The organism is Nostoc sp. EspVER01 (genome assembly GCF_034530635.1).
In the GTDB taxonomy this organism is placed as follows: domain Bacteria; phylum Cyanobacteriota; class Cyanobacteriia; order Cyanobacteriales; family Nostocaceae; genus Nostoc.
In genome coordinates this window covers 89822-111189 of the sequence record NZ_JAVRCS010000007.1, presented here as the reverse complement: position 1 = coordinate 111189, position 21368 = coordinate 89822, and the positions used below count along the sequence as shown (strand labels likewise).

Annotated in this window: 18 protein-coding genes; 8 read left to right on the top strand and 10 right to left on the bottom strand. The window is 40.7% G+C overall.

What is annotated here, in order from left to right; translation table 11 throughout:
- Positions 1-4 precede the first annotated feature (4 nt).
- Together RMX69_RS08510 and RMX69_RS08505 are read right to left on the bottom strand one after the other, a co-directional pair.
- A complete protein-coding gene (locus RMX69_RS08510) occupies positions 5-1507 on the bottom strand; it encodes a UDP-N-acetylmuramoyl-L-alanyl-D-glutamate--2,6-diaminopimelate ligase (RefSeq protein ID WP_322637171.1) in 1503 nt (500 codons plus the stop codon).
- A 53-nt stretch (positions 1508-1560) separates the two neighbouring features.
- Positions 1561-1842, bottom strand: coding sequence for a glutaredoxin family protein (locus tag RMX69_RS08505; protein ID WP_322637170.1), 282 nt, complete (start codon positions 1840-1842; stop codon positions 1561-1563).
- A gap of 280 nt (positions 1843-2122) precedes the next feature.
- Here RMX69_RS08505 and RMX69_RS08500 point away from each other — a divergent pair, with 280 nt between their 5' ends.
- The 7 genes from RMX69_RS08500 (at position 2123) to RMX69_RS08470 (ending at position 10726) form a co-directional block, all read left to right on the top strand.
- Complete coding sequence (locus RMX69_RS08500; RefSeq protein WP_322637169.1) at positions 2123-3112, top strand: homogentisate phytyltransferase; 990 nt, start codon at positions 2123-2125, stop codon at positions 3110-3112.
- Positions 3113-3115: 3 nt separating this feature from the next.
- Entirely contained in the window at positions 3116-3580 is a 465-nt protein-coding gene (locus tag RMX69_RS08495; RefSeq protein ID WP_322637168.1) for a tetratricopeptide repeat protein, read from the top strand.
- A 564-nt stretch (positions 3581-4144) separates the two neighbouring features.
- Positions 4145-6298 carry an ATP-binding protein gene (locus RMX69_RS08490; protein WP_322637167.1) on the top strand — a complete coding sequence of 718 codons (2154 nt, stop codon included), beginning with the start codon at positions 4145-4147 and terminating at the stop codon, positions 6296-6298.
- Positions 6299-6602: 304 nt separating this feature from the next.
- Positions 6603-7832: a tetratricopeptide repeat protein gene (locus RMX69_RS08485; protein ID WP_322637166.1), complete on the top strand. Its 1230-nt coding sequence runs from the start codon at positions 6603-6605 to the stop codon at positions 7830-7832.
- A 55-nt stretch (positions 7833-7887) separates the two neighbouring features.
- Complete coding sequence (gene cobA, locus RMX69_RS08480) at positions 7888-9483, top strand: uroporphyrinogen-III C-methyltransferase (RefSeq protein WP_322637165.1); 1596 nt, start codon at positions 7888-7890, stop codon at positions 9481-9483.
- Positions 9484-9581: 98 nt separating this feature from the next.
- Positions 9582-10178, top strand: coding sequence for a dephospho-CoA kinase (gene coaE, locus RMX69_RS08475; protein ID WP_322637164.1), 597 nt, complete (start codon positions 9582-9584; stop codon positions 10176-10178).
- Between the two features lie 242 nt (positions 10179-10420).
- The gene (locus RMX69_RS08470; RefSeq protein ID WP_322637163.1) at positions 10421-10726 is read left to right on the top strand and encodes a hypothetical protein; all 306 of its coding nucleotides are present in this window, start codon (positions 10421-10423) and stop codon (positions 10724-10726) included.
- A gap of 290 nt (positions 10727-11016) precedes the next feature.
- On the opposite strand, the gene RMX69_RS08465 is transcribed toward RMX69_RS08470, so the two are convergent.
- From RMX69_RS08465 to RMX69_RS08435, 7 genes are all read right to left on the bottom strand, one after another.
- Positions 11017-12420, bottom strand: coding sequence for a hypothetical protein (locus tag RMX69_RS08465; RefSeq protein ID WP_322637162.1), 1404 nt, complete (start codon positions 12418-12420; stop codon positions 11017-11019).
- Positions 12421-12791: 371 nt separating this feature from the next.
- Positions 12792-13148, bottom strand: coding sequence for a DOPA 4,5-dioxygenase family protein (locus RMX69_RS08460; protein WP_322637161.1), 357 nt, complete (start codon positions 13146-13148; stop codon positions 12792-12794).
- Between the two features lie 425 nt (positions 13149-13573).
- Positions 13574-14110, bottom strand: coding sequence for a universal stress protein (locus tag RMX69_RS08455; RefSeq protein ID WP_289799961.1), 537 nt, complete (start codon positions 14108-14110; stop codon positions 13574-13576).
- A gap of 532 nt (positions 14111-14642) precedes the next feature.
- Positions 14643-15155, bottom strand: coding sequence for a hypothetical protein (locus RMX69_RS08450; protein WP_322637160.1), 513 nt, complete (start codon positions 15153-15155; stop codon positions 14643-14645).
- Positions 15156-15184: 29 nt separating this feature from the next.
- Positions 15185-16099, bottom strand: a complete 915-nt coding sequence (gene thrB / locus RMX69_RS08445; RefSeq protein ID WP_322637159.1) for a homoserine kinase — start codon at positions 16097-16099, stop codon at positions 15185-15187.
- Between the two features lie 244 nt (positions 16100-16343).
- Positions 16344-18032 carry an NAD(P)H-quinone oxidoreductase subunit 4 gene (locus RMX69_RS08440; RefSeq protein ID WP_322637158.1) on the bottom strand — a complete coding sequence of 563 codons (1689 nt, stop codon included), beginning with the start codon at positions 18030-18032 and terminating at the stop codon, positions 16344-16346.
- 226 nt (positions 18033-18258) lie between these two features.
- Complete coding sequence (locus RMX69_RS08435; RefSeq protein WP_289796542.1) at positions 18259-18978, bottom strand: response regulator; 720 nt, start codon at positions 18976-18978, stop codon at positions 18259-18261.
- A 587-nt stretch (positions 18979-19565) separates the two neighbouring features.
- Here RMX69_RS08435 and RMX69_RS08430 point away from each other — a divergent pair.
- The gene (locus RMX69_RS08430) at positions 19566-20660 is read left to right on the top strand and encodes a hybrid sensor histidine kinase/response regulator (RefSeq protein WP_289796541.1); all 1095 of its coding nucleotides are present in this window, start codon (positions 19566-19568) and stop codon (positions 20658-20660) included.
- A 351-nt stretch (positions 20661-21011) separates the two neighbouring features.
- Here the strand turns inward: RMX69_RS08430 and RMX69_RS08425 are convergent, their stop codons facing one another.
- Positions 21012-21194, bottom strand: coding sequence for a CsbD family protein (locus RMX69_RS08425; RefSeq protein WP_289796540.1), 183 nt, complete (start codon positions 21192-21194; stop codon positions 21012-21014).
- Positions 21195-21368 lie beyond the last annotated feature (174 nt).

Below are 21368 nucleotides of genomic sequence, written 5' to 3'. Positions count from 1 at the left end.
CAAATTAAGCTTGTACGTTAAGTCTTTGCTGTAAAGCGTCGCGGGCGTGTTCTCGGTCGTCAAAATGGATTTTTTCGGTGCCGAGAATTTGGTAGTCTTCGTGACCTTTACCAGCAAGCAATACTCCATCACCGGGTTGTGCTTGTAAAATAGCGGTACGAATTGCGATCGCCCGATCGCAAATTACTGTTGGCTGTACTGTATCAGCAATTCCCGCCAAAATATCTTGCAAAATCTTTTCTGGGTCTTCAGTCCGGGGATTATCTGATGTCACTACTGCCACATCAGCTAACTCAGCAGCAATTTTACCCATTTTTGGGCGCTTGGTGCGATCGCGATCGCCTCCACAACCAAATACACAAATCACTTTGCCAGGTATAAACGGACGTGCTGCTTTCAGTAAATTTTCTAAGCTATCGGGCGTGTGGGCATAATCGACAATCACGCTAATATCTTGCTCATTACTAATCTGTACCCGTTCCATCCGTCCGGGAACTCCAGGAAACTCAGGTATTGCATTTGCCACTAACTGCAAATCTAGCCCTAAGTGCAAAACTGCTCCTACGGCTGCTAAAAGATTTTCTAAATTATATTGTCCGACGAGGGGCGATCGAAAAGCCACGTCACCTTTTGGTGTGTGTAATGTCCCACTAACACCATTTGGCTGGTAACTTAAATCGCTCATCCATAAATCAGCGCTGTTGTCGTTGACGCTGTAACTCCAAACCCGTTGGGAATCTAACGAGGAAATTAACCGCTTCCCATAAGAATCATCAGCATTAATTATTGCCCGTCCCTTGAGATAATCAGGGCTAAACAACAACGCTTTGGCAGCAAAGTAATCTTCCATATCGCTGTGATAGTCGAGATGGTCTTGAGTAAGATTACTAAATACTGCCACCTCAAATTCACAACCCAACACTCTACCTTGAGCCAAAGCGTGAGAACTTACTTCCATCACCCCGAACTCACTACCAGCCTTTACCGCCTCTGCTAGCTGCTGTTGGAGTTCCACGGCAAAGGGCGTAGTGTGGGCAGCAGTTTGCTCAAAACCTGCCCAACGAGTGTAGAGAGTTCCCATCAAAGCTGTAGCTAGATTAGCTTTGTTGAGTATAAATTCAATCAGATGAGTAGTTGTAGTTTTGCCATTTGTACCAGTCACGCCTACCAACTTGAGTTTTCGCCCTGGATAACCGTAAAAAGCACTGGCTATCTGCGCACAAGCTTGAGTAATATTACTTGCACTGATGACCACAGCCTGATTTGTGGGAGGATTTTTTTGTGCAGCTTCGGGAGAAACGATCGCAGCTACAGCCCCCGATGCGATCGCACTTTGCCAAAATTCCCCACCATCAACCCGCGTTCCTGGCATCCCAATAAACAAATCACCCACACGACAAGCATGGGAATTCGTCTTTAAACCCCTAACTTCCACATCCTCCAAAGTTGGATAACTAGGCAATTGCTCAACACTGTCTACCGCTGTTAGTAATTCCCGCAATTTCATTTTGTGAACCTCGTCACATTCTTGATCTTGCGCTTATTCTGCATTATTTTTTTCTAATTGGCTAAATATTTACGCAACATTTGCTCCAACTGCTGCACGCTAGCACGAGGAGAAGGACGTGGCAATAATTTCTCACTCCCCTCTGCGTCCTCTGCGCCTCTGCGGTTCGATAAATAAATTACCGGCACTTCATACTCATACGCAGCAAACCAATCTTCACGAGTCGTAATATCCCTAATTTCCAACTCGAAACTGAGATTTTGGATTTGTTCTAGCTTTTCTTGCAAGCCTTCACATAAATGACAGCCGGGTTTACTGTATAAAATTAATCGCATTCTTGATTTAAGTTGGCGCAAGAAGTTATAAGTTTAGAATAACGTAGAGGTTTCGGGTTGTCGCAGCCTACCGCAGAGGGCACGGAGGAGAAGGGTAGCCAATTTCAACACCCCAACCCCTCCCCGCTTGCGGCGAGGGGAGACAAAACGTAGCTTTGGCGTGGGGTTCTTTCTTATTTTTGATTTATGCAAGAGGTCTATTGATTCATGAAAGAAGTCTAATGACCAAATTCTGTGACAATGATTAACAACCAAGCAGAATACTGTATTTAAGCTACTCATGAGCCAAAGTTCTCAAAACAGCCCTTTACCAGGCAAACCTGTTCAATCATATTTCCAGTGGTTATACGCATTCTGGAAATTCTCTCGCCCTCACACAATTATTGGTACAAGTCTGAGTGTTTTTGGTTTATATTTAATTGCCATTGCTATAAGTAGAGACGCGATTAATCATATCTCTACAAACGCTATTCATCACGTCTCTACGTATTCGCTACTCCCTGTCTTTGGTGCATGGATTGGTTGTCTGTGTGGCAATGTTTATATTGTGGGGCTGAATCAATTAGAAGATGTAGAAATTGACAAGATCAATAAGCCTCATTTACCCCTAGCTTCTGGTGAGTTTTCTCAGCAAACTGGGAAATTAATTGTCGCTTTGACTGGGATTTTGGCGCTGGTTGTGGCGTGGCTAACTGGCCCGTTTTTATTGGGTATGGTAGCAATTAGTTTAGCCATTGGTACTGCTTATTCTTTACCGCCAATTCGCTTAAAACAGTTTCCCATTTGGGCGGCGCTGTGTATTTTTTCGGTGCGCGGTACGATTGTTAACTTAGGTTTATATCTGCATTACAGCTGGGCGTTGCAACAAAGCCAAACAATTCCGCCTGTGGTGTGGGTGCTGACGTTATTTATTTTAGTGTTTACCTTTGCGATCGCTATCTTTAAAGATATCCCCGACATGGAAGGCGATCGCCTCTACAATATTACTACTTTCACCATCAAACTTGGCCCCCAAGCCGTGTTCAATCTGTCTCTTTGGGTAATCACTGCCTGTTATCTGGGAATAATTCTGGTTGGGGTGCTGAACGTCGCCTCAGTTAACGCTATATTCCTAGTAGTTACTCATTTGGGGCTGTTGGCTTGGCTGTGGTTGCGGAGTTTGACGGTAGACTTACAAGAGAAAAGTGCGATCGCTCAATTCTACCAATTTATCTGGAAACTCTTTTTTATGGAATATCTGATTTTTCCTATCGCCTGTCTTTTGGCTTAGACAATGCTAGAAACCTTTCCCACTAGTTCGATTATCGCTGCTGTTGTAGTTGTTCTGAGTCTGTCAATCCTTGGCTATTTCGCTTGGAAAACTTTGATAACTTCAGACTTGTTTCAAAAAGGCATCAATCTTGCTCAAGCCAAAGATTACCAAGGTGCAGAAGCAGCTTTTCGCAAAGTGATTTCCATCAACTCTACTAATGATGTAGTACGTTTGTTTTTGGGAGATGTTTTAAACCAGCAAGGACAAGTAGAAGAAGCAACAGAATTATTTCGAGAAGTAATTCGCCGCAGTCCGAAAAATCCTGATGCTTACTTGCGTCTGGCGAATATTCTCATGCAGCAAGAGCAAGAAGAAGAAGCTAAAACTAACCTGGTACAAGCTAAAGATTTATTACAAAAACAGCGCCAACCTGAAAAAGCTAAAAAAATCACTCAACTATTAGATAAAATGAGTGCTAATAGATAAAATGAGTGCTAAGTCAAGTGAATCTTAAGTTTAATGAGAATTGCAGAGATTAAATTTTCCTGTTGTGTCTCCTAATTTTTTGCCATTCCCATCATTATGGTGAGAATGGTTTTTATTTGGTAACTTACTATTGTATCGGACTCCTATTTGATTTTTGAACAAAACTCCGTACAATTTTATTCCTTCTTCTCTGTTCCCTTCCTACACAAATAATTTCAGAAATCAAATCGGATTGCTATATGTCATAATTATGTCCACAATTTCCGCAAGTTTGACCAATCTCTTCACAGCCCTTACAATTGCAATCGGACGCGCTACAAGCTCCATAGCCACCATTAATTCATTTAGGCTTTAGAAAAGAGAATATTGGGAATTTGAAACGATTTATTTTTGCAAAACAGTGATGATACTAACAGCCTTTTTGTTTTGGAAAGATATATTGTAGTTTCCTTAACCAGTACAGAAATTAGACACACTGGATCGCTAATATTTTAGTACTAGAATATTATTTAGTAAGGGTAGAAATTTTGTAATAGATTTTATAGATTAAACAATCCAGTCTTTATGTCAAATATAATATCAGAATTGCGGACTAACTTTTTTACATCAGAATCATTTATTCCACATGGGCACTGCTATCTATGGCAAACAAATTTAGTTTGGCTACACATATTATCTGACGCATTCATTGCACTAGCTTATTACTCAATTCCAGCTACACTCTTCTACTTTGTTCGCAAGCGACAAGATTTGCCCTTTGATTGGATTTTTTTGCTGTTTATTGGATTTATTGTAGCTTGCGGCACTAATCATTTAATGGATATTTGGACACTTTGGTATCCAACCTATTGGGTGTCAGGGTTTCTCAAAGCAGTAACTGCAACAATATCTGTAATTACAGCATTAGAGCTTGTGCCTTTAGTTCCTCAAGCACTAGCACTTCCTAGCCCTACTCAATTAGAACAAGCAAATCAAGAACTTCAAACCCAAATAGCCGAACGCTTACGAGTAGAGGATGAACTGCGAAAATACCAGAATCGTCTCGAAGAAATGGTTGCTGTTCGCACTAATGAAATTACTCAGACTAACGAGCAATTACAACAAGAAATTCTTGAACGCCAACGCATCTTAGAAATTCTCCGGCAAAGCGAAGAACGCTACCGTTACTTGGCTGAGGCAATTCCTCAACTTGTATGGACAACTAAACCTAACGGTGAATGCGATTATTTTAATCAAAATTGGTGCGAATATACTGGGCTAACATTAGAGCAATCTTTGGGTTCTGGTTGGTTGGCTGCATTGCATCCAGATGATGTTCAAAGAGCTGATAAAGTGTGGGCTGATGCTGTAAAAAATAGCACTATATATAACAATGAATATCGCTTTAAACGAGCGGCTGATGGCTCTTATCGTTGGCAGCTAGCGCGAGGTTTACCACTCAAAGATGAGCAAGGTTTTGTAGTTAAGTGGTTTGGAACCTGTACGGATATCCACGAACAAAAACAAATACTTGAAGAACGAGCGCACCTGCTGGAATTAGAACAAGTAGCACGAGCGAAAGCAGAAACAGCCAATCGAATTAAAGATGAATTTTTAGCCGTCCTCTCTCACGAACTACGCACTCCACTCAACGCAATTCTCGGCTGGTCAAAGTTGTTGCAAACCCGCAGATTAGACCAAACAAAGACATCTGAAGCCCTAGCTACAATCGAGCGAAATGCTACCTTACAAGTTCAACTTATTGAGGACTTGCTGGATATTTCCAGAATTTTACAAGGTAAATTGACGCTGAATATCACGAAGATTAATCTAAAGTCTACGGTATTGTCGGCACTACAGACAATGCAGTTAGCAGCAGAAACAAAGTTGATTGAGGTGAATACAGTATTTGAACCGGGTGTGGGACAAATTATGGGCGACTCGATTCGTTTGCAGCAAGTCGTCTGGAATCTCTTTTCTAACGCAATCAAATTTACACCCAGAGGGGGAAAGGTAGAAGTGCGACTCCAGAAAACTGATGGTTATGCTCAAATAATCGTTAGCGATACGGGTAAGGGAATTAGCGCTGACTTTTTGCCATTCGTGTTTGATTACTTCCGCCAAGCAGATAGCACCTCTACGAGAAATTTTGGTGGATTGGGACTGGGATTAGCAATTGTGCGTAATATCATCGAAATGCATGGCGGCATCGTCAAAGCAGATAGCCACGGTGAGGGTAAAGGGGCAATATTTACTGTTAGCTTACCGCTTATACCAGATGAAAGTCTAAGGCTGAGGGATGGACAAAATTACCCTGCATTCTTAGCTACTAACTCCTTACCTCTGAATGGCATCAGGATTTTAGTCGTTGATGATGATACTGATTCACGAGATTTTGCTGCTTTTGTATTAGAGCAAGATGGGGCTTTTGTGATAGCAGTATCTTCTGCTGAAGAAGCATTACAAACCTTAGCAGAGGTCAAGCTAGATGTGTTGGTAAGCGATATTAGTATGCCCAATATGGATGGCTATATGTTAATACATGAAGTGAGAACTCGGACACTAGAACAAGGTGGACAAATTCCAGCAATTGCCTTGACTGCCTTTGCGAGAAACAATGACCACGAAAAAGCCCTAGAAGCTGGGTTTCAGATGCATTTATCCAAACCTCTTAACCCAGAAAAATTAATTGCAGCCATTGTTAAATTGATGGAAACAAAAGTGTCAGCAATTACCTAAAAACGACTTTTTACTTTTAATAAAGCACTATCTATAGTGGGAAAAGGGTAAAGGTTAAAGGGGAAAGGAAAATACAAAACCTTTACCCTTTCCCTTTTCCCGACAAATGCCAAGAAGCCTATTTATATGAGATTACACTTGTATCAAGTTAGCTTAATCACTTATAATTCCAGCTATAACCTCGCCAAAGCTACACTTTTGCTCTCCTAACAACAAGTAAGGAAGGGCTGAAATGGGGTATTTGTATGATGGCAATTAGCCGAACTTGAGATTATATGTAAACCAAGCAGGTAAGGTAATAAAAATGCTGAAAAACAAGAATCTACTCGTAGCAGCTATTATCTGCTTGTGTTTGAGTAATGAAAATACCGCCTTTGGTAAAAATGTTGGCGTTATCTTAGCAAAAATTCACAACTCTACTCAGTCCGCAGTCATTCGCAACAAAAACGCAGTTGCTAACTTCGAGCAAGGAAGCAATCTCTATAAACAGGGAGATTTAAAGGGAGCGGAGGCAGCTTTTCGGAAGGCAATTGAACTAGAACCCAATTTTGCACAAGCTTATATTGCCTTGGGAAATACTCTCGACGATCGCGGTAAACCACAAGAAGCGATCGCTCAATACAATAAAGCCATTAGTCTCGATCCTCAAGACTCTAGAGCATATTTTAATCTGGGTTTGACTTTAGCAAGACTGAATCAGTTAGAACCTGCGATCGCACAATATCAGAAAGCCATCAGCCTTGAACCTAAGTATGCTGAAGCTCACTATAACTTAGGAAATGCTCTCTACGCTCAAGGCAAGCTAAAAGAAGCAGTTACCGAATATACAGCAGCAATTCGCCTCAAACCAGACTATGCGCCGACTTACACCCGTTTAGGAAATGCTCTCTACGATCGAGGTGAGTTAGCAGAAGCAGTTATCCAGTATAAAAAATCTATTAGCTTCGATCCTAACTATGCAGACGCTCACTATTACTTAGGAAACGCCTTGTACGCTCAAGGAAAGCCAGCAGAAGCAATCGCCAACTATACCGAAGCCATTCGCCTCGCCCCGAAAAATCCAGCAGGTTATAATGCCTTGGGAAATACTCTATACGCTCAAGGCAAACTAGAAGAAGCGATCGCACATTACAAAAAAGCCATCAGCTTCGCCCCTAACTATGCAGACGCTCATTATAATTTAGCAAGTGCTTTTTACGCTCAAGGCAAGCTCACAGAAGCAATCGCCAACTATACCGAAGCCATTCGTCTCGATCCCAAACACGCACAAGCTTACACCGGTTTGGGAAATGCAATGGACGATCGAGGTAAACCACAAGAAGCGATCGCACATTACAAAAAAGCCATTAGCCTTGTACCCAACGATGCATTCACTTATTATAATTTGGGAGTCACTTTGGGAAGACAACAACAGCCAAAAGAAGCGATCGTTAATCTCAAAAAAGCCAGAGAATTATTCCAAGCTGAGAAAAACAAGGAGATGGTTGAGCAAGTCGATCGGCTAATCCAAAAAATTAATACCCAGACGAATTGAATATTGGGCATGGGGCATGAGGAGCAGGGGAGCAGGGGAGAATAACTACTGACAAATGAAAAATGACAAAGGCAAAGTCTACCTCGTAGGTGCTGGGCCTGGAGATGTAGCATACCTGACAGTAAAAGCTTACAATCTTTTAGCTACTGCTCAGGTGTTAGTTTACGATGCTTTAGTAGATGCTCAATTATTGCAGTGCGTACCAGATGATTGTCTGAAATTGGATGTCGGTAAACGCGGTGGCAAACCCAGTACAAGCCAAGCACAGATTAACAAGTTACTGGTAAAGCACTGTCTGCAAGGAAAACAAGTTATACGGCTCAAATCAGGCGATCCATTGATTTTTGGGCGTTGCACTTCCGAAATTGAAGCGTTGAAAGCATCCGGTTGTGATTTTGAACTAGTACCAGGAATTTCCTCAGCCCTTGCAGCACCTTTGTTGGCAGGAATTCCCCTAACAGATCCGGTGTTAAGCCGCACTTTTGCAGTGCTTACAGCTCATGAACCAGAGGTTTTAGAATGGGAGGCGCTGTCACGCTTAGAGACACTGGTAATTTTGATGGGAGGGCGACATCTAGCAGAGATCATAGATCAACTGGTGCGACATGGGCGATCGCACTTAACACCCATTGCCATCATCCGTTGGGCAGGAACTCCCGAACAACAAATTTGGACGGCGCAACTGGGCAATATTCTGGAACAAACCACCGGATTATCCCTTTCTCCAGCGGTAATTGTGATTGGCGAAGTTGTTGGGCTACGCAAGTACTTACAACCTGAGAAAATAGATTGTCAGGTTTCGACTACAGCCAAAACTTTTAGCCCCCTTTCTATGTCAAGCAATTTTCCCCTATCTCCTCTTCCTCTTACTGGTAAAATGATCTTGGTTACACGTTCAGTTGGCCAATCGAGTCAATTTAGCGATCGCCTCATTGCATCAGGTGCAACCGTGATCGAAATGCCTACCTTAGAAATCGGCCCGCCCTCCAGTTGGGAAGCTTTGGATCATGCGATCGCTAATTTATCTGACTTCGACTGGTTAATTCTCACTTCTACCAATGGCGTAGACTACTTTTTTGAAAGGCTAATTGCCCAAGGTAAAGATAGCCGTGCCTTAGCTAACATCAAAATTGCCGTCGTTGGTGAGAAAACAGCCCAAAGTCTAAAACAACGCTCTCTGCAAGCAGATTTTATTCCCCCTAACTTTGTTGCCGATTCTTTGGTGGAAAATTTCCCAGATAAATTAGATGGTAAAAAGGTGTTATTTCCCAGAGTTGAAAGCGGCGGCAGAGAAGTTTTAGTTAAGGAATTAACTCTCAAGGGAGCAAAGGTGATAGAAGTTGCGGCATATAAATCTTGTTGTCCTAGTAGTATTCCACCTGCGGCAAAGTTAGCTCTCCAAAACCGCAAGGTAGATGTGATTACCTTTGCCAGTTCTAAAACTGTACAATTTTTCTCTCAACTTACTAATAATATATTTTCCAACAACTCTGATATTAGCCAATTCTTAGAGGGAGTTTGTATTGCCTCTATCGGCCCTCAAACCTCTAAAACTTGCCATGATTTATTCGGACGCGTGGATGTAGAAGCCCAAGAATATACTTTAGATGGTTTAACCCAAGCACTGATCGTATGGGCGACAAATTCGTAGATGAGGGAGCAGGGGAGCAGGGAAGTAATGAGTAATGAGTAATAAGTAATGAGTTGGAGCAGGGGAGCAGGGGAAGAAGAATTATTGACAAATGACAAATGACAAAACGCATAATCGGCTTAACTGGTGGTATCGCCACAGGCAAAACCACTGTCACTAATTATTTAGCTAGCACTTATAACCTGCCGATTTTGGATGCAGATATTTATGCTAGAGAAGCAGTATCTTTAGGTTCGCCTATTTTGGGTGCGATCGCTCAACGTTATGGCGAACAAATTTTACTACCAGATGGCAGCCTCAACCGCCAAAAGTTAGGCGAAATTATCTTTAATCGTCAAGATGAACGCAAATGGATAGACAATTTGATTCATCCTGATGTACGCGATCGCTTTCTCAAAGCAATTGCTCAGTCTTCGTCACAAATACTGGTGTTAGTAGTGCCTCTATTATTTGAAGCTGGGATGACTGATTTGGTAACAGAAATCTGGGTAGTGCGTTGTTCTCAAGAGCAACAACTACAAAGATTGATACAACGAAACCATTTAAATACAGAACAGGCACGAGCCAGGATTAACAGCCAATTATCCATCGAAGAAAAAATAGCTCATGCCGATGTCGTTTTAGATAACTCTTCTACCCTAGAAGTACTACTGAAGCAGATAGATGTAGCTCTAGCCACTACAAGTAGTGACTAAATTATATTGATATTAAAATATATACATATATGACATTTTCAAGACATAAAAAGCTTATTAATTAATACTAGATAGTTAAGCAAAAACCTTATATCTCACCAAATCTTGTCCAACAGTTAGGTGATTTTACAGTTGAATCTGCGGTTAACAGTATTGTAAATTTAAAAGAATCGGCTTTTAAATGAATTATAATTTCTATTTTTTAAATGTTTTTAAGTGCCTTCTCTTCAATCATAACAGGTATGAACTTAAGTTTTAGTTTTTTAAATAAATTATCTCTGGTTATCTCTCCAGTAACAGAATTAAAACAAAAGAATAAAACCCATGATTACAGACAACAAGTTTGTGGAGGCGACTACATATTTGAGCGCCTCAATGAAGGAACAATCGGGTACATGACTGGAGTAGGGAAAAGCGTTAAAGCTTGCGATCGCATTATTTTACGAGAAGGTTGTGAATCTTATCAATATCAAGTTGAAGAAATTGATTACTATTCAGATCCATCTGATATGTGGATAGCTTTACTCAAGCAAATACCGAATGACTAAATATTAAAGTCAACCAGTTTCTTCAATTATAGAGTTCAATACAGTTCATAATGAGCAATAAAATCCTGATATAGAGACGCAATTTATCGCGTCTTGAAAAACCAATTATCTACTTGGAAAAAAGAATGCGACAAATAGATCATTTATAGAGACGCAATTTATCGCGTTTTTACCCAAGAATGTGTTGCAATCTATTAATTGAATTGGTATAAGGTATATCATAGTCGCCTCCTAGCTTGTTATGAGGGTAGTGAGGTTTTTATACCTCACTGAACCGAGAACAGCTATATCTATGTTAAATCGATCAAAAAATGAGCTATTAAAGTATTTCTTTCATAGGATAGCAAGTAAAGATGCAAAAGATTTGGATTATCTTTATCAAGGTGCATCACTGAACCATCAACTGCTAAGTGGTGATGATCTATCCACCGCTCCTGTGAATCTAGTAAAAAACTAAAGTAGGGGCTGACATCTGGATGATTTTTAGTTAATTCTTCATAGCTTTGATAAAAAGGAGGTATCCCAATTCCCATCGGCATATATAAGCCTTTGGAATAATCTGCTACAGGCAATTGAGGAAGTTTTTTCAGATTAACGCCACTGATGAATAATCTATTTTTCTCACCAGTCTTGGTATCTGTGAATCCTAGCTCAATTTCCTGTAAATTTTGTTCAACACCAATTGGTTTAATATTCCTCAAAATGGCTTTATCAAATTTGCCTATTCTCCAGTATTGATTTCCCCAAGGCTTATTTTGGTCGTAAAATCCTGGCGCTCGAAAACTTGCAAACTTAACTTCATTTTTAACGTCGTAAAAATCTCTCCATTTGGTGATATTGGTCGCTAGCGTAGTTCTAACTTTTCTACTTTGCTCTCCTGATACAATTATTCTCTCATCAAGAGGGAACTGAGTAGCAACTTCTTTTTGATCGACGACATTTCTTAAAAGATTAGTTTTTACTATTGTGCCACTCGGATCTTGCCAGTGTTCTAATTTCCACCAATGCTCCCAATATGAAATCTTATTAATTTTTTCAAAAATATTTTTGTAATGTCCAATTGGGAAAGTAAACCAACTTTGATAATAAAGGGTTTTGTTATTATCCTCTTTAGTAAAAAGTAGAATTTCCCAAAATCCGGCATTTAAGCAATTATTAGCCAAAGCTATCTCTACAATATTTTGCTTTTCAAAACCATCTCCTCCAACAATTTCTATATTTTTTGAATTAGCAGGAAAACTAATCTGTTGCCTGTTCCACTCCCTATCTGTAAAAGCGATTATTTCTAAACCTTGATCTTTTTTCACCCATTCGGGTGCTTTAGGAACTAATAGCTCTAAATCAACATTTTTTATAACTATTTTTGCCGTATTTTTGTCTGTTGCTTCCAATACAAAATCGAAATGTGTATCATCTTTCTTAATCAGTGTTAATTTTCGATTAGAATATCTTTTAAAATTTTTTCCTAATGGTGCGGGATTGGCTGGATAATCGACATTAGATAATTCTTGTAGTTTTACACTCATCTGATTATCAACTTTATATCTAGATTTAAACCAGAAACCACCTAGTCCCAGCAAACCAAGGCAGAGAATAAGAGTACTAAACAAAATCTGTTTCTTCGTGACTCTGAAATTAGCTTTGCCGAATTGGGAAATGCCTGCAATTTTTTCTTTCGCAGAGATGTTTTTCATCAGACAAATTTCTTTTTATGAGAATGTTGCTTAACAGCATAGCACTCTGCAAAACGGATGTCTTATTTCTATTTTTAACGAAGATGTTAATAAACAGTTATCCGCAATCAAGAGATTTAATACCAATCTCATCAAGTTGCAATCTGCTGTAGCTTAAATTGTAGTCAGGTCTGAGCCTCGACTTTATCCATTTTTTTCTTTCTTGCGAATACTTGCAGCAAACCGCTAAAAGCGTCTATCCGTAGGCTGAAACCTTTATTGATTAAGAAATTTGACTTTTTCAATTTCACCAAAATTAGTCACAATATAAAAAGTTTCACGCCTCAAAGCAAAACTTTTACCCAACAGGTCATTTACTTTCCTTAGTTGGATCAAGTCGGACTAAGCTGTTGAAGAAACTCAATATTTAAATCTAGCTTTTCTCCTAACCATAGAGAATGAACTGCGTGGTCTGCCACAGCATCCCCTGTCTCAGGATGAACGAGAATATCCAATCCCTCACGATTGAGCATTAACCAAGGAACGACTTTCTCAAACTGATTTGGTAAGAAAGCAACTTGATACATCGCTTTTGGATGGGGCCCGATGGGCTTGTCAAACCAGCGTCCGAGTTGCACCTCAAACCTAGCGCCTAATCCTTCACGTACACGCGCAGCTACATCCCGACTCGCAGGATCGAAGTAAACATGAGCATGAAAACCAGCGATCTCGATAGCATCTTTTTCCATAGATCCACTTGTCGCTCTCAACTCTAATTTTGGTAGCGGGCTTTTTATTTCTTACTATAAAAGCGGGCGTTGCTGAATTAAGGGATGACTCTTGTTGGGTGGGCATCCTGCCCGCCCGGAAATACAAGGGACGCTCATGTTGCCCATCCCACAAAAATAGTAAAATCATCCCGCAAATATGCAACCCCAAAAAGCGATATCTACGATGGGCTACGCCTACGCTCAATTTTAGCCCAATAGAGTGTAGTTAGGATCGTTTGTTGGAGATTCAATTTACAGAGATTATTGATTGAGATAACTAACTTTTATGGGGTAGGCAGCATACTGAGCGTTATCGTTAGCATAGCCTCTCGCACAGAAGTAGCGATCGCGCCGAAGTTTTGCCCACCCTAGTTATACAAGTTAAATGTGGAATAGCTTAGTGGTTAGTTAACGCTGAAAGCGCTTGTAGTTTCTTTGACAACTTCATCTATTTTAGGAGTAACTGAAAGATGCACAACATGCACTGAACAAGGAGCATGGTGAAGAACGTAGTTACTCACACTACCGAGAAATAGTTCCATCAGCCGAGAATGACCCCGACGCCCCATAACAATTAGGTCAGCGTTACAACTATGGGCTAAATCACAAATAATGCGACCAGGATTACCAACATTTTGTGTAAATTCCGTAGTCACACCTGCTGTGTTTGCTTGGGCACAAAAAGATTGCAACATCTGGATTCCTAGATTTTTAAAGGTATCCCACTGTTGTTGGTATAACTCAAAGCTTTGACTGGTCAATCCTGGATAGTAGTCCATATTAGACAGCATAGGAGCATAAGGACTACCCTCTTCTTCGGAAGATAGAACATGAAGTAACATTAAGCTAGCTTGTGTTAACTTTGCTAAATCTAATGCTTCCTCAAAAACCTGTTGCCCTATTTCTGAGCGATCTAATGCAACTAGAATCTTTTTAAACATCATATAGACCTCCGATTTCATTGGTAATTGGTCTTTACGGTTTCGGGTTTCCAGATGCTGGATTGTCAAAAATGACTAATCCCTCAACTATGTTTAGCGACTTTTGAATTTTAAATCTCTTAAAGGTTTTCGCCCTATATTTATATATATAGCAAAACAATTTGAGGAACTTGTGAGGAAAGCCAGCATTTATCTTTGAGCATGAGGGAGCATCCCGTTTTGGAATAAATATCTTTGGGTTTCGAGCCTAAATCCCTTTCTCAAAGTTGCTATGTATGAGTCAAATTTTTATTAAGATTGCTGTAAATAAGTCAGGAACAGGATTGTAGAACAAGGCGATCTGTAGATATTTGACAAAAGCAGAAGAATGTAAATGACGAAAATTTTCTAGGCGATCGCTAACCACAAACTGGAGAATTTGAGTGGATAACTTGTTTTAAGTAAGTTATATTTTTGTTGAGAAAGATTCGGGTAATGGATAGCCTAAAAAGAGAGAAGTCAATATATTGCTACAAACGCAAAGGCTAAAACATTAAACAATCCGGTTGACAATTGTCCATACTTCCCCATCAGAGCGGACATAGGGAACGGAGATTGTCTTAAAGCCAGTAATAAAGGGCTTGTAATAAATCTGCCAATACATTGGACTCAGTTGATTGGCACAAGCCTTAAGAAAACGGACTTCTGCGGCTAGTTCACTTGCTAGTTGATTAATGCGTTCAGCATGAACCTGAGCCACTTCTTTCGCTTCCTCTAGCTGCTGCTGTTGCATAAGTTCTTTTGATGCAACTTGCGATCGCACTAACTTACCTTGTTTTTGTTTTATCTTGCCTTCCAAGGCTGCGATCGCTGCATCTATGCCTTGGAGTTCAACTGATAATTGGGCATTTTCTCTGGCTTGACGGCGGTAAGCTTCTACCATCGCCTGGGGTGAATCATTCTCGCCAGAGATGACATTATTTTTTTTAGTAAGTGCAGCGCGTTCTTCTAAAAGAATCTGAATTTGAGAGTTAAGCGCCGCTATTTCAGCCTGAGTTTGCTCCATAAATCGAGTTTTAAGTGCTGAGTAAAATATTAAAAGCTTTTTGCGCCTTGGGTATCGAGAGAAAGCGATCGCACCTCGGCTGTAATTCCTTCTTCTTGCCAAGCAGCTAACATCGCCGCCTCCACAGCCTTTGAGTGTAACTTATCCGCCAAAGCTAACAGTGTCGGCCCCGCACCACTAATCACCATACCATAAGCACCAGCACTAACTGCTGCGATGTTGACAGCATCATAACCAGGAATCAAGGCTTTGCGATAGGGCTGATGCAACTTATCTTGTAAAGCTGTCTTTAACCATTGTCCGTTACCAGTTTCTAAGCCACGCAACAATAAGCCCAAATGTGCCGTATTGAAAATCGCATCAGCACGACTCACCTCAGTTGGCAGAACGCCCCGCGCCTCGGAAGTAGAAAGTTCAAAATTAGGAATAGCCACAACTGGCACAACATCTTTATGCCAGGGAACATCACAAATTTCCCAACCTGCGCCACTGGTAGCAGCAAGACGACATCCTCCCAACAAAGCTGGAACTACATTATCAGGATGTCCTTCCATTGCGATCGCTAACTCCATCACCTGCGACTGAGACAGAGTTGCACCTTCTAGTTGATTAGCCGCAACCAACCCACCAACAATTGCTGTCGCCGAACTACCCAAACCCCGCGCCAACGGTACACCTAACTTAATTTCTATTTTTACAGTCGGCGGTGTCTGCTCTATGTGTTGATAGAATTTGACAAACGCTTGATAGAGAAGATTGCTTTCATCAGTTTGGACTCGTTCAGCTTCTGTACCAGTGACATGAATACTTAACCCACCTTCTTCCAGGCGAGTGAATTTAAACTCGTTGTACAGCTTTAAAGCTGCACCAATGCAATCAAAACCTGGCCCCAAATTCGCAGTTGTGGCGGGAACGGTAACAGTAACGGTAGAAACAACAGACATTGGTAAAACTCACTAATCATCAACTAGCATCCCATGTATTGGTATCACTTTGAGGCTAGTTTTTTAACCTAATAAAAACGCATATAGTGATCCTAAATGAGTTGTGAAAATCGATAGACTAAGATCCCCGACTTCTCAAAGAAGTCGGGGATCTTATTGTTCACGAATGATTTAGGACTGCTATAGACGGGTAGTACTTAGTTGTAGGCATCGCTCTTTTCGACAAGCTTAGTGGTCAAAAAGCTTACTTCAAAGTTCCCAAAACGGGCGCTGTCTCAACCTCGGAAATTTGCGGAACCAAGAGTCTCTTAGCATAAATCTGGGGATTGCTTTGCGAGACTATGGCATAAGACTGGCGAAGATTAGCATTGATTGCAACGGTCTTCACATCGTACATCTGCATCGCCATCTTAGGATAGAAACCAATACCAATAATCATTAGCAGAAAACAGGCGGCGATAAATACCTCACGGGGTCTAGCATCCTCGTAGACTGCATCTTCTGGCACGAGACAGTCTGTACCAAAACAAACTGTTCCCTCATCTTCTTGATTTTCCAAACCTGCATTATTAATGTCGCATAGTAGTGCTGCGTCTTTACCATAAAACACCTCTCGCAGCATAGAAAGTAGATAAATCGGTGTGAGAATAACTCCAACTGCGGCGAGAAAAACTGTTACGGTGCAGAAAGTCGAACTGTAAACGTCACTGCTTGTCATCCCAACAAATACCGAGAGTTCGCCAGCAAAGCCGCTCATACCAGGAAGTGCCAAGGATGCCATCGCGCCGATGGTAAACAGGGCAAAGACTTTGGGCATGGCTTGACCAATACCGCCCATATCTTTCATTACCATTGTGTGGGTGCGATCGTAAGTAACACCTGCTAAGAAAAACAGCACTGATGCAATTAAACCGTGTGAAATCATCTGCAACATCGCGCCGTTGATTCCCAAATCAGTGAAGGACGCAATCCCCAGCAGTACAAACCCCATGTGAGAAATCGACGAATAAGCTAAACGCCGCTTCATATTGGTCTGAGCAAAGGAGTTTAATGCACCATAGATAATGTTGACAACACCGAGAATCGCTAGAACTGGCGCAAAATAAATGTGTGCATCGGGAAGTAGTTCCAGATTCAGGCGAATCAGTCCATATCCGCCCATCTTCAGCAACACACCAGCTAATATCATTGATACAGGAGAGGATGCTTCGCCGTGGGCATCAGGCAACCAAGTATGCATGGGGAAAACAGCAAGCTTGACACCAAATGCAATCAACAATCCTGCATAAAGTAGCAGTTGTAGACCAAGAGGATATTCTTTTCTGGCGAGGGCAGTGATGTCAAATGTCATATCACCGCCGCCATATAACCCCATTGCCAGGGCTGCCACTAAAATAAATATAGAAGCAGCTGCGGTATACAACAAAAATTTCATAGCTGCATAACGACGCTTTTGTCCACCCCAAATGCAGACTAGTAGGTAGACGGGGATTAGCTCTACTTCCCACATAATGAAAAATAGCAGCAAGTCTTTGGCAACGAACACCCCTACTTGTGCAGAATACAGCACCAGCATCAAAAAATAGAAGAGGCGAGGGCGGTGATCAACTTGCCAAGCCGAAAACATCGAGAGTGTGGTGACAAATCCTGCTAGCAGCACAAGTGGCGCTGATAGTCCATCGACTGATACCGCCCAGTTAAGACCCAACTGAGGCATCCAGGCATAACTTTCCACCATTTGAAAACTAGCACTGCTGGCATCATAATGTTTCCAAAAGGCATAACACATCAAGGCAAAGTCTGCAATACCTATACCTAATGCATACCATCGAACGCGCTTACCATCTTTATCAGGCAGCACAGGGATAAGCAGGGAAGCAATGAGTGGCAGCAAGACAATTGCGGTAAGCCAGGGAAATTGATCCGCTATCATGTATATGAGAAAAAATACTTATTTGGGATGATGTCATTGTACTAAACCTTGTAACAATTTCTTCATAAGTATTTATCCTAGTTAACCATAAATATTTGTCCCAGTTAACCGCTTTGACTCAAAGACAATTGACTGGAAAATGGCGACTGGGCTTGCCGTGACTTGTACTGAGCGCAGTCGAAGTAGCGTAGCCGAACGGGACTGGGGAAGAAAGATTTTTAGTTGCTTAGGGTACTAATCCAGCCCGCAAAGCACGGACAGCAGCCTGTGTCCGGTCAGCAACACAGAGTTTATTAAGAATACCTCGAACATGAGTTTTGACAGTACCTACTGTTAAATAGAGCCTTTTGGCAATTTCTGCATTGTCACAGCCAGCGACAATCAACTCTAAAACATCCATCTCTCTGTGAGTTAAAGGATAGCTGACTATACTTTTCTCAGTATCTGCGTCAATACCTTCAATCAAGACTCTTTTTCCAGATGCGCCTCTGTTGCCATCGGGGAAATCTTGACGTATTTGTTGTAGTACAAGGTCTGCGATCGCTGGATCGATCCATGAGCTACCTGCATAAGTCGTTTGCACAGCCTCTATTAGTTTCTCTGTTTCTATATCCTTCATGCAATAAGAATCTGCACCTGCTGCAAATGCTGCTAAAACTGCTTGTTCGCTATTTTGCATCGTTAAAATTAGCAGCTTTGTTGTGTAGTCTTCATTCTCTGCCTGATGTTGCCTAAATGTGCGTGTTAGCTCAATACCATCCATGTCAGGCAAACCAATGTCAATAGTAGCAACATCCGGCTTGAGAGTTTTCAGAAGCTTGATACCATCCGCTGCATTGGCTGCTTCACCAACAATGTTGAACTCTGGCTGAGTTTGTAAGGCAGACCGCAAGCCGATTCTTGTCAGGTTGTGATCTTCAATCACAAGGATCTTGATTTCGCTCATAGTGCTTAACTTTACTGTTATTTATCTAAAGTACAGATTAAAATAATCTCGTTCTTCTATTCGGGATCTTATACAAAAAGCAATGCGTTTGGCATTATTCCCTGAAGTTCATCTACCATTAGACATAGATAACCTTATCTCGTAAGCTTTTCTAAGGCAAGAGTTTCGATATGACAATATAATTCAATCAAAAAATATTTTTATACATTAATCTAACGCTCGATGTTTTATGCTAAACAATTTTTCATGAACAATCTGGTAGCAAGTAAAAGTAGGTGATTATTAAGTAATTATTCTTGCTTTGAGCGGTCTTATGCACATAAAAGCGACTAAAATAATTCACTCTACCACCCAGGCACTCATATTAATTGGATAATTTAGGCGGCTAATATACTTGTAAAAAGAATATTTTGTCAAATAAATAGCACATAATCCCAAGAGGAAGTCAGTCTAATTACGTAGACAAAAGGTATTTAACTCAGGAAACTCTAAAAGAAAATGTTAATCCTTAATAATCTCAGCACTGGTGAAGTAAGCTATTACTAGATTTGCTAGGGATAGCCAAGCACTTCTTTTTTATTTAAGCCATGTCTTTACCTAAAACTGTCAAAAAAGATAAAATTCTCGTTGTCGATGATGTTTTTGACAATCTACTCGTCTTAGAAGCTGTCCTAGAAGATGAGGACTATGAAATTAGCTTGGTAGAAGATAGTAAGATTGCTCTGGCTATGGTTGAAGAGTCACCGCCAGACATAATTCTCTTAGATGTGATGATGCCAGAGCTAGATGGCTATGAATTTACTCGACGCATCCGACAGAATCAGGCGTTGCCATTTATCCCGATTCTGCTGCTCACGGCTCACTATGAGTCTAGCGTTGTTGAAGGACTAGACGCTGGTGCAGATGACTTCATTCGCAAACCATTCGATCCTGATGAACTACATGCAAGGGTGCGATCGCTCCTGCGCCTCAAGCATAGTATCGACGAACGAGATCAGATGGCGAATCTCCGGGCAGATTTTGTCTCGCGTTTTACTCACGATTTACGTATACCCTTAGTAGCCTCCAACCGCGTATTAAAATTATTGCTGGAAGGCAGGTTTTGCGATGTTTCGCCACAATTGCAAGAGATAATTGATACCATGATTGGCAGCAATCAAGACCTGCTGGAAATGGTAAATACCTTGTTAGAAGTTTATCGTCATGAAGCGGGCTGTAAAACCTTAAAAATTTCTCCCTGCAATATTCAGGAATTAGTGAGTGAAGTTTCCCAAGAATTAACTCCTTTAGCTGAAGAAAAAGGATTAGCTGTAAACATCGATCGAGGTGAAACTGCAAGCACCATTATGGGCGATCGCTTAGAACTGCGGCGAGTTTTGACAAATCTCATCGGCAATGCTATCAAATTTACAGATAAAGGTTCTGTAGATATTCACTGCTATCTGACTCCGGTAGCTGTGAATATTGATATCCGAGATACAGGGCCAGGAATTTCTAAACCAGATCAGGCAATATTATTCGAGCGATTTCGTCAAGGGAAACACCAACGTTCTGGTAGTGGCTTGGGACTATATCTTTCTCGCTGTATTATCGAAGCACATCAAGGCACAATCGATGTGACATCTGAACCAGGCAAGGGTAGCACATTTACTATCCGTCTACCTTTAGCTGACGAAAACTAAAAGTAGGCAGACAAAAAATTATTACCCTAATAACGCTGTTAGTACAATAGAATCAGTAGAGTTATCTTGTAATGTTGGGATGTGTGTTAAAAGATAGGTAAATAGAATATTAATTATGAATTAGCACCTTTGGAAAAATCAGTAATAGATTGAGAAAATGTTTTGCGATCGCTATTATCAAAATCCCTGAAAATCTTAGGCAAAAAATAGAGTTAATAAAGGGAGAAGGTTCAGTAAATAATTATTTAACTTAAACCTTCTTCCTAAATAAAGTTTCACCTATTACATTACCGCCAAAATCTACTTACTTGAGCAACTTGTTACAGTGAGTAAAACCTCGATTGCGCTGTACTATTCTAAAGTCTTTTTAACTTCATCTTTAATATTCTCAGCGGTATGACGGACTTGGGCTTCAGCTTGTTTAGCTTTACCTTCAGCTTTATCTTTAGGATCGCCAGTTACTTCGCCAATTGCCTCTTGTACTTTTCCTTCGACGTTTTTAGCAAAAGCTTTTGCTTTATCTTCGATACTCATATTTCTTGTTCCTAAAGTATGTTGGTTGATTGCTTTTCTCGTGTTTGAAAAGCGCTGTAATGTTTATAGATTACTTCTAGAAAACTTTTAATTCTTCTATCTGACGATGTTTTTATGACAAATATTTTTCTCCATTGTACATAGTTATTTAACCTTGAAATTCATCTTTGGAAA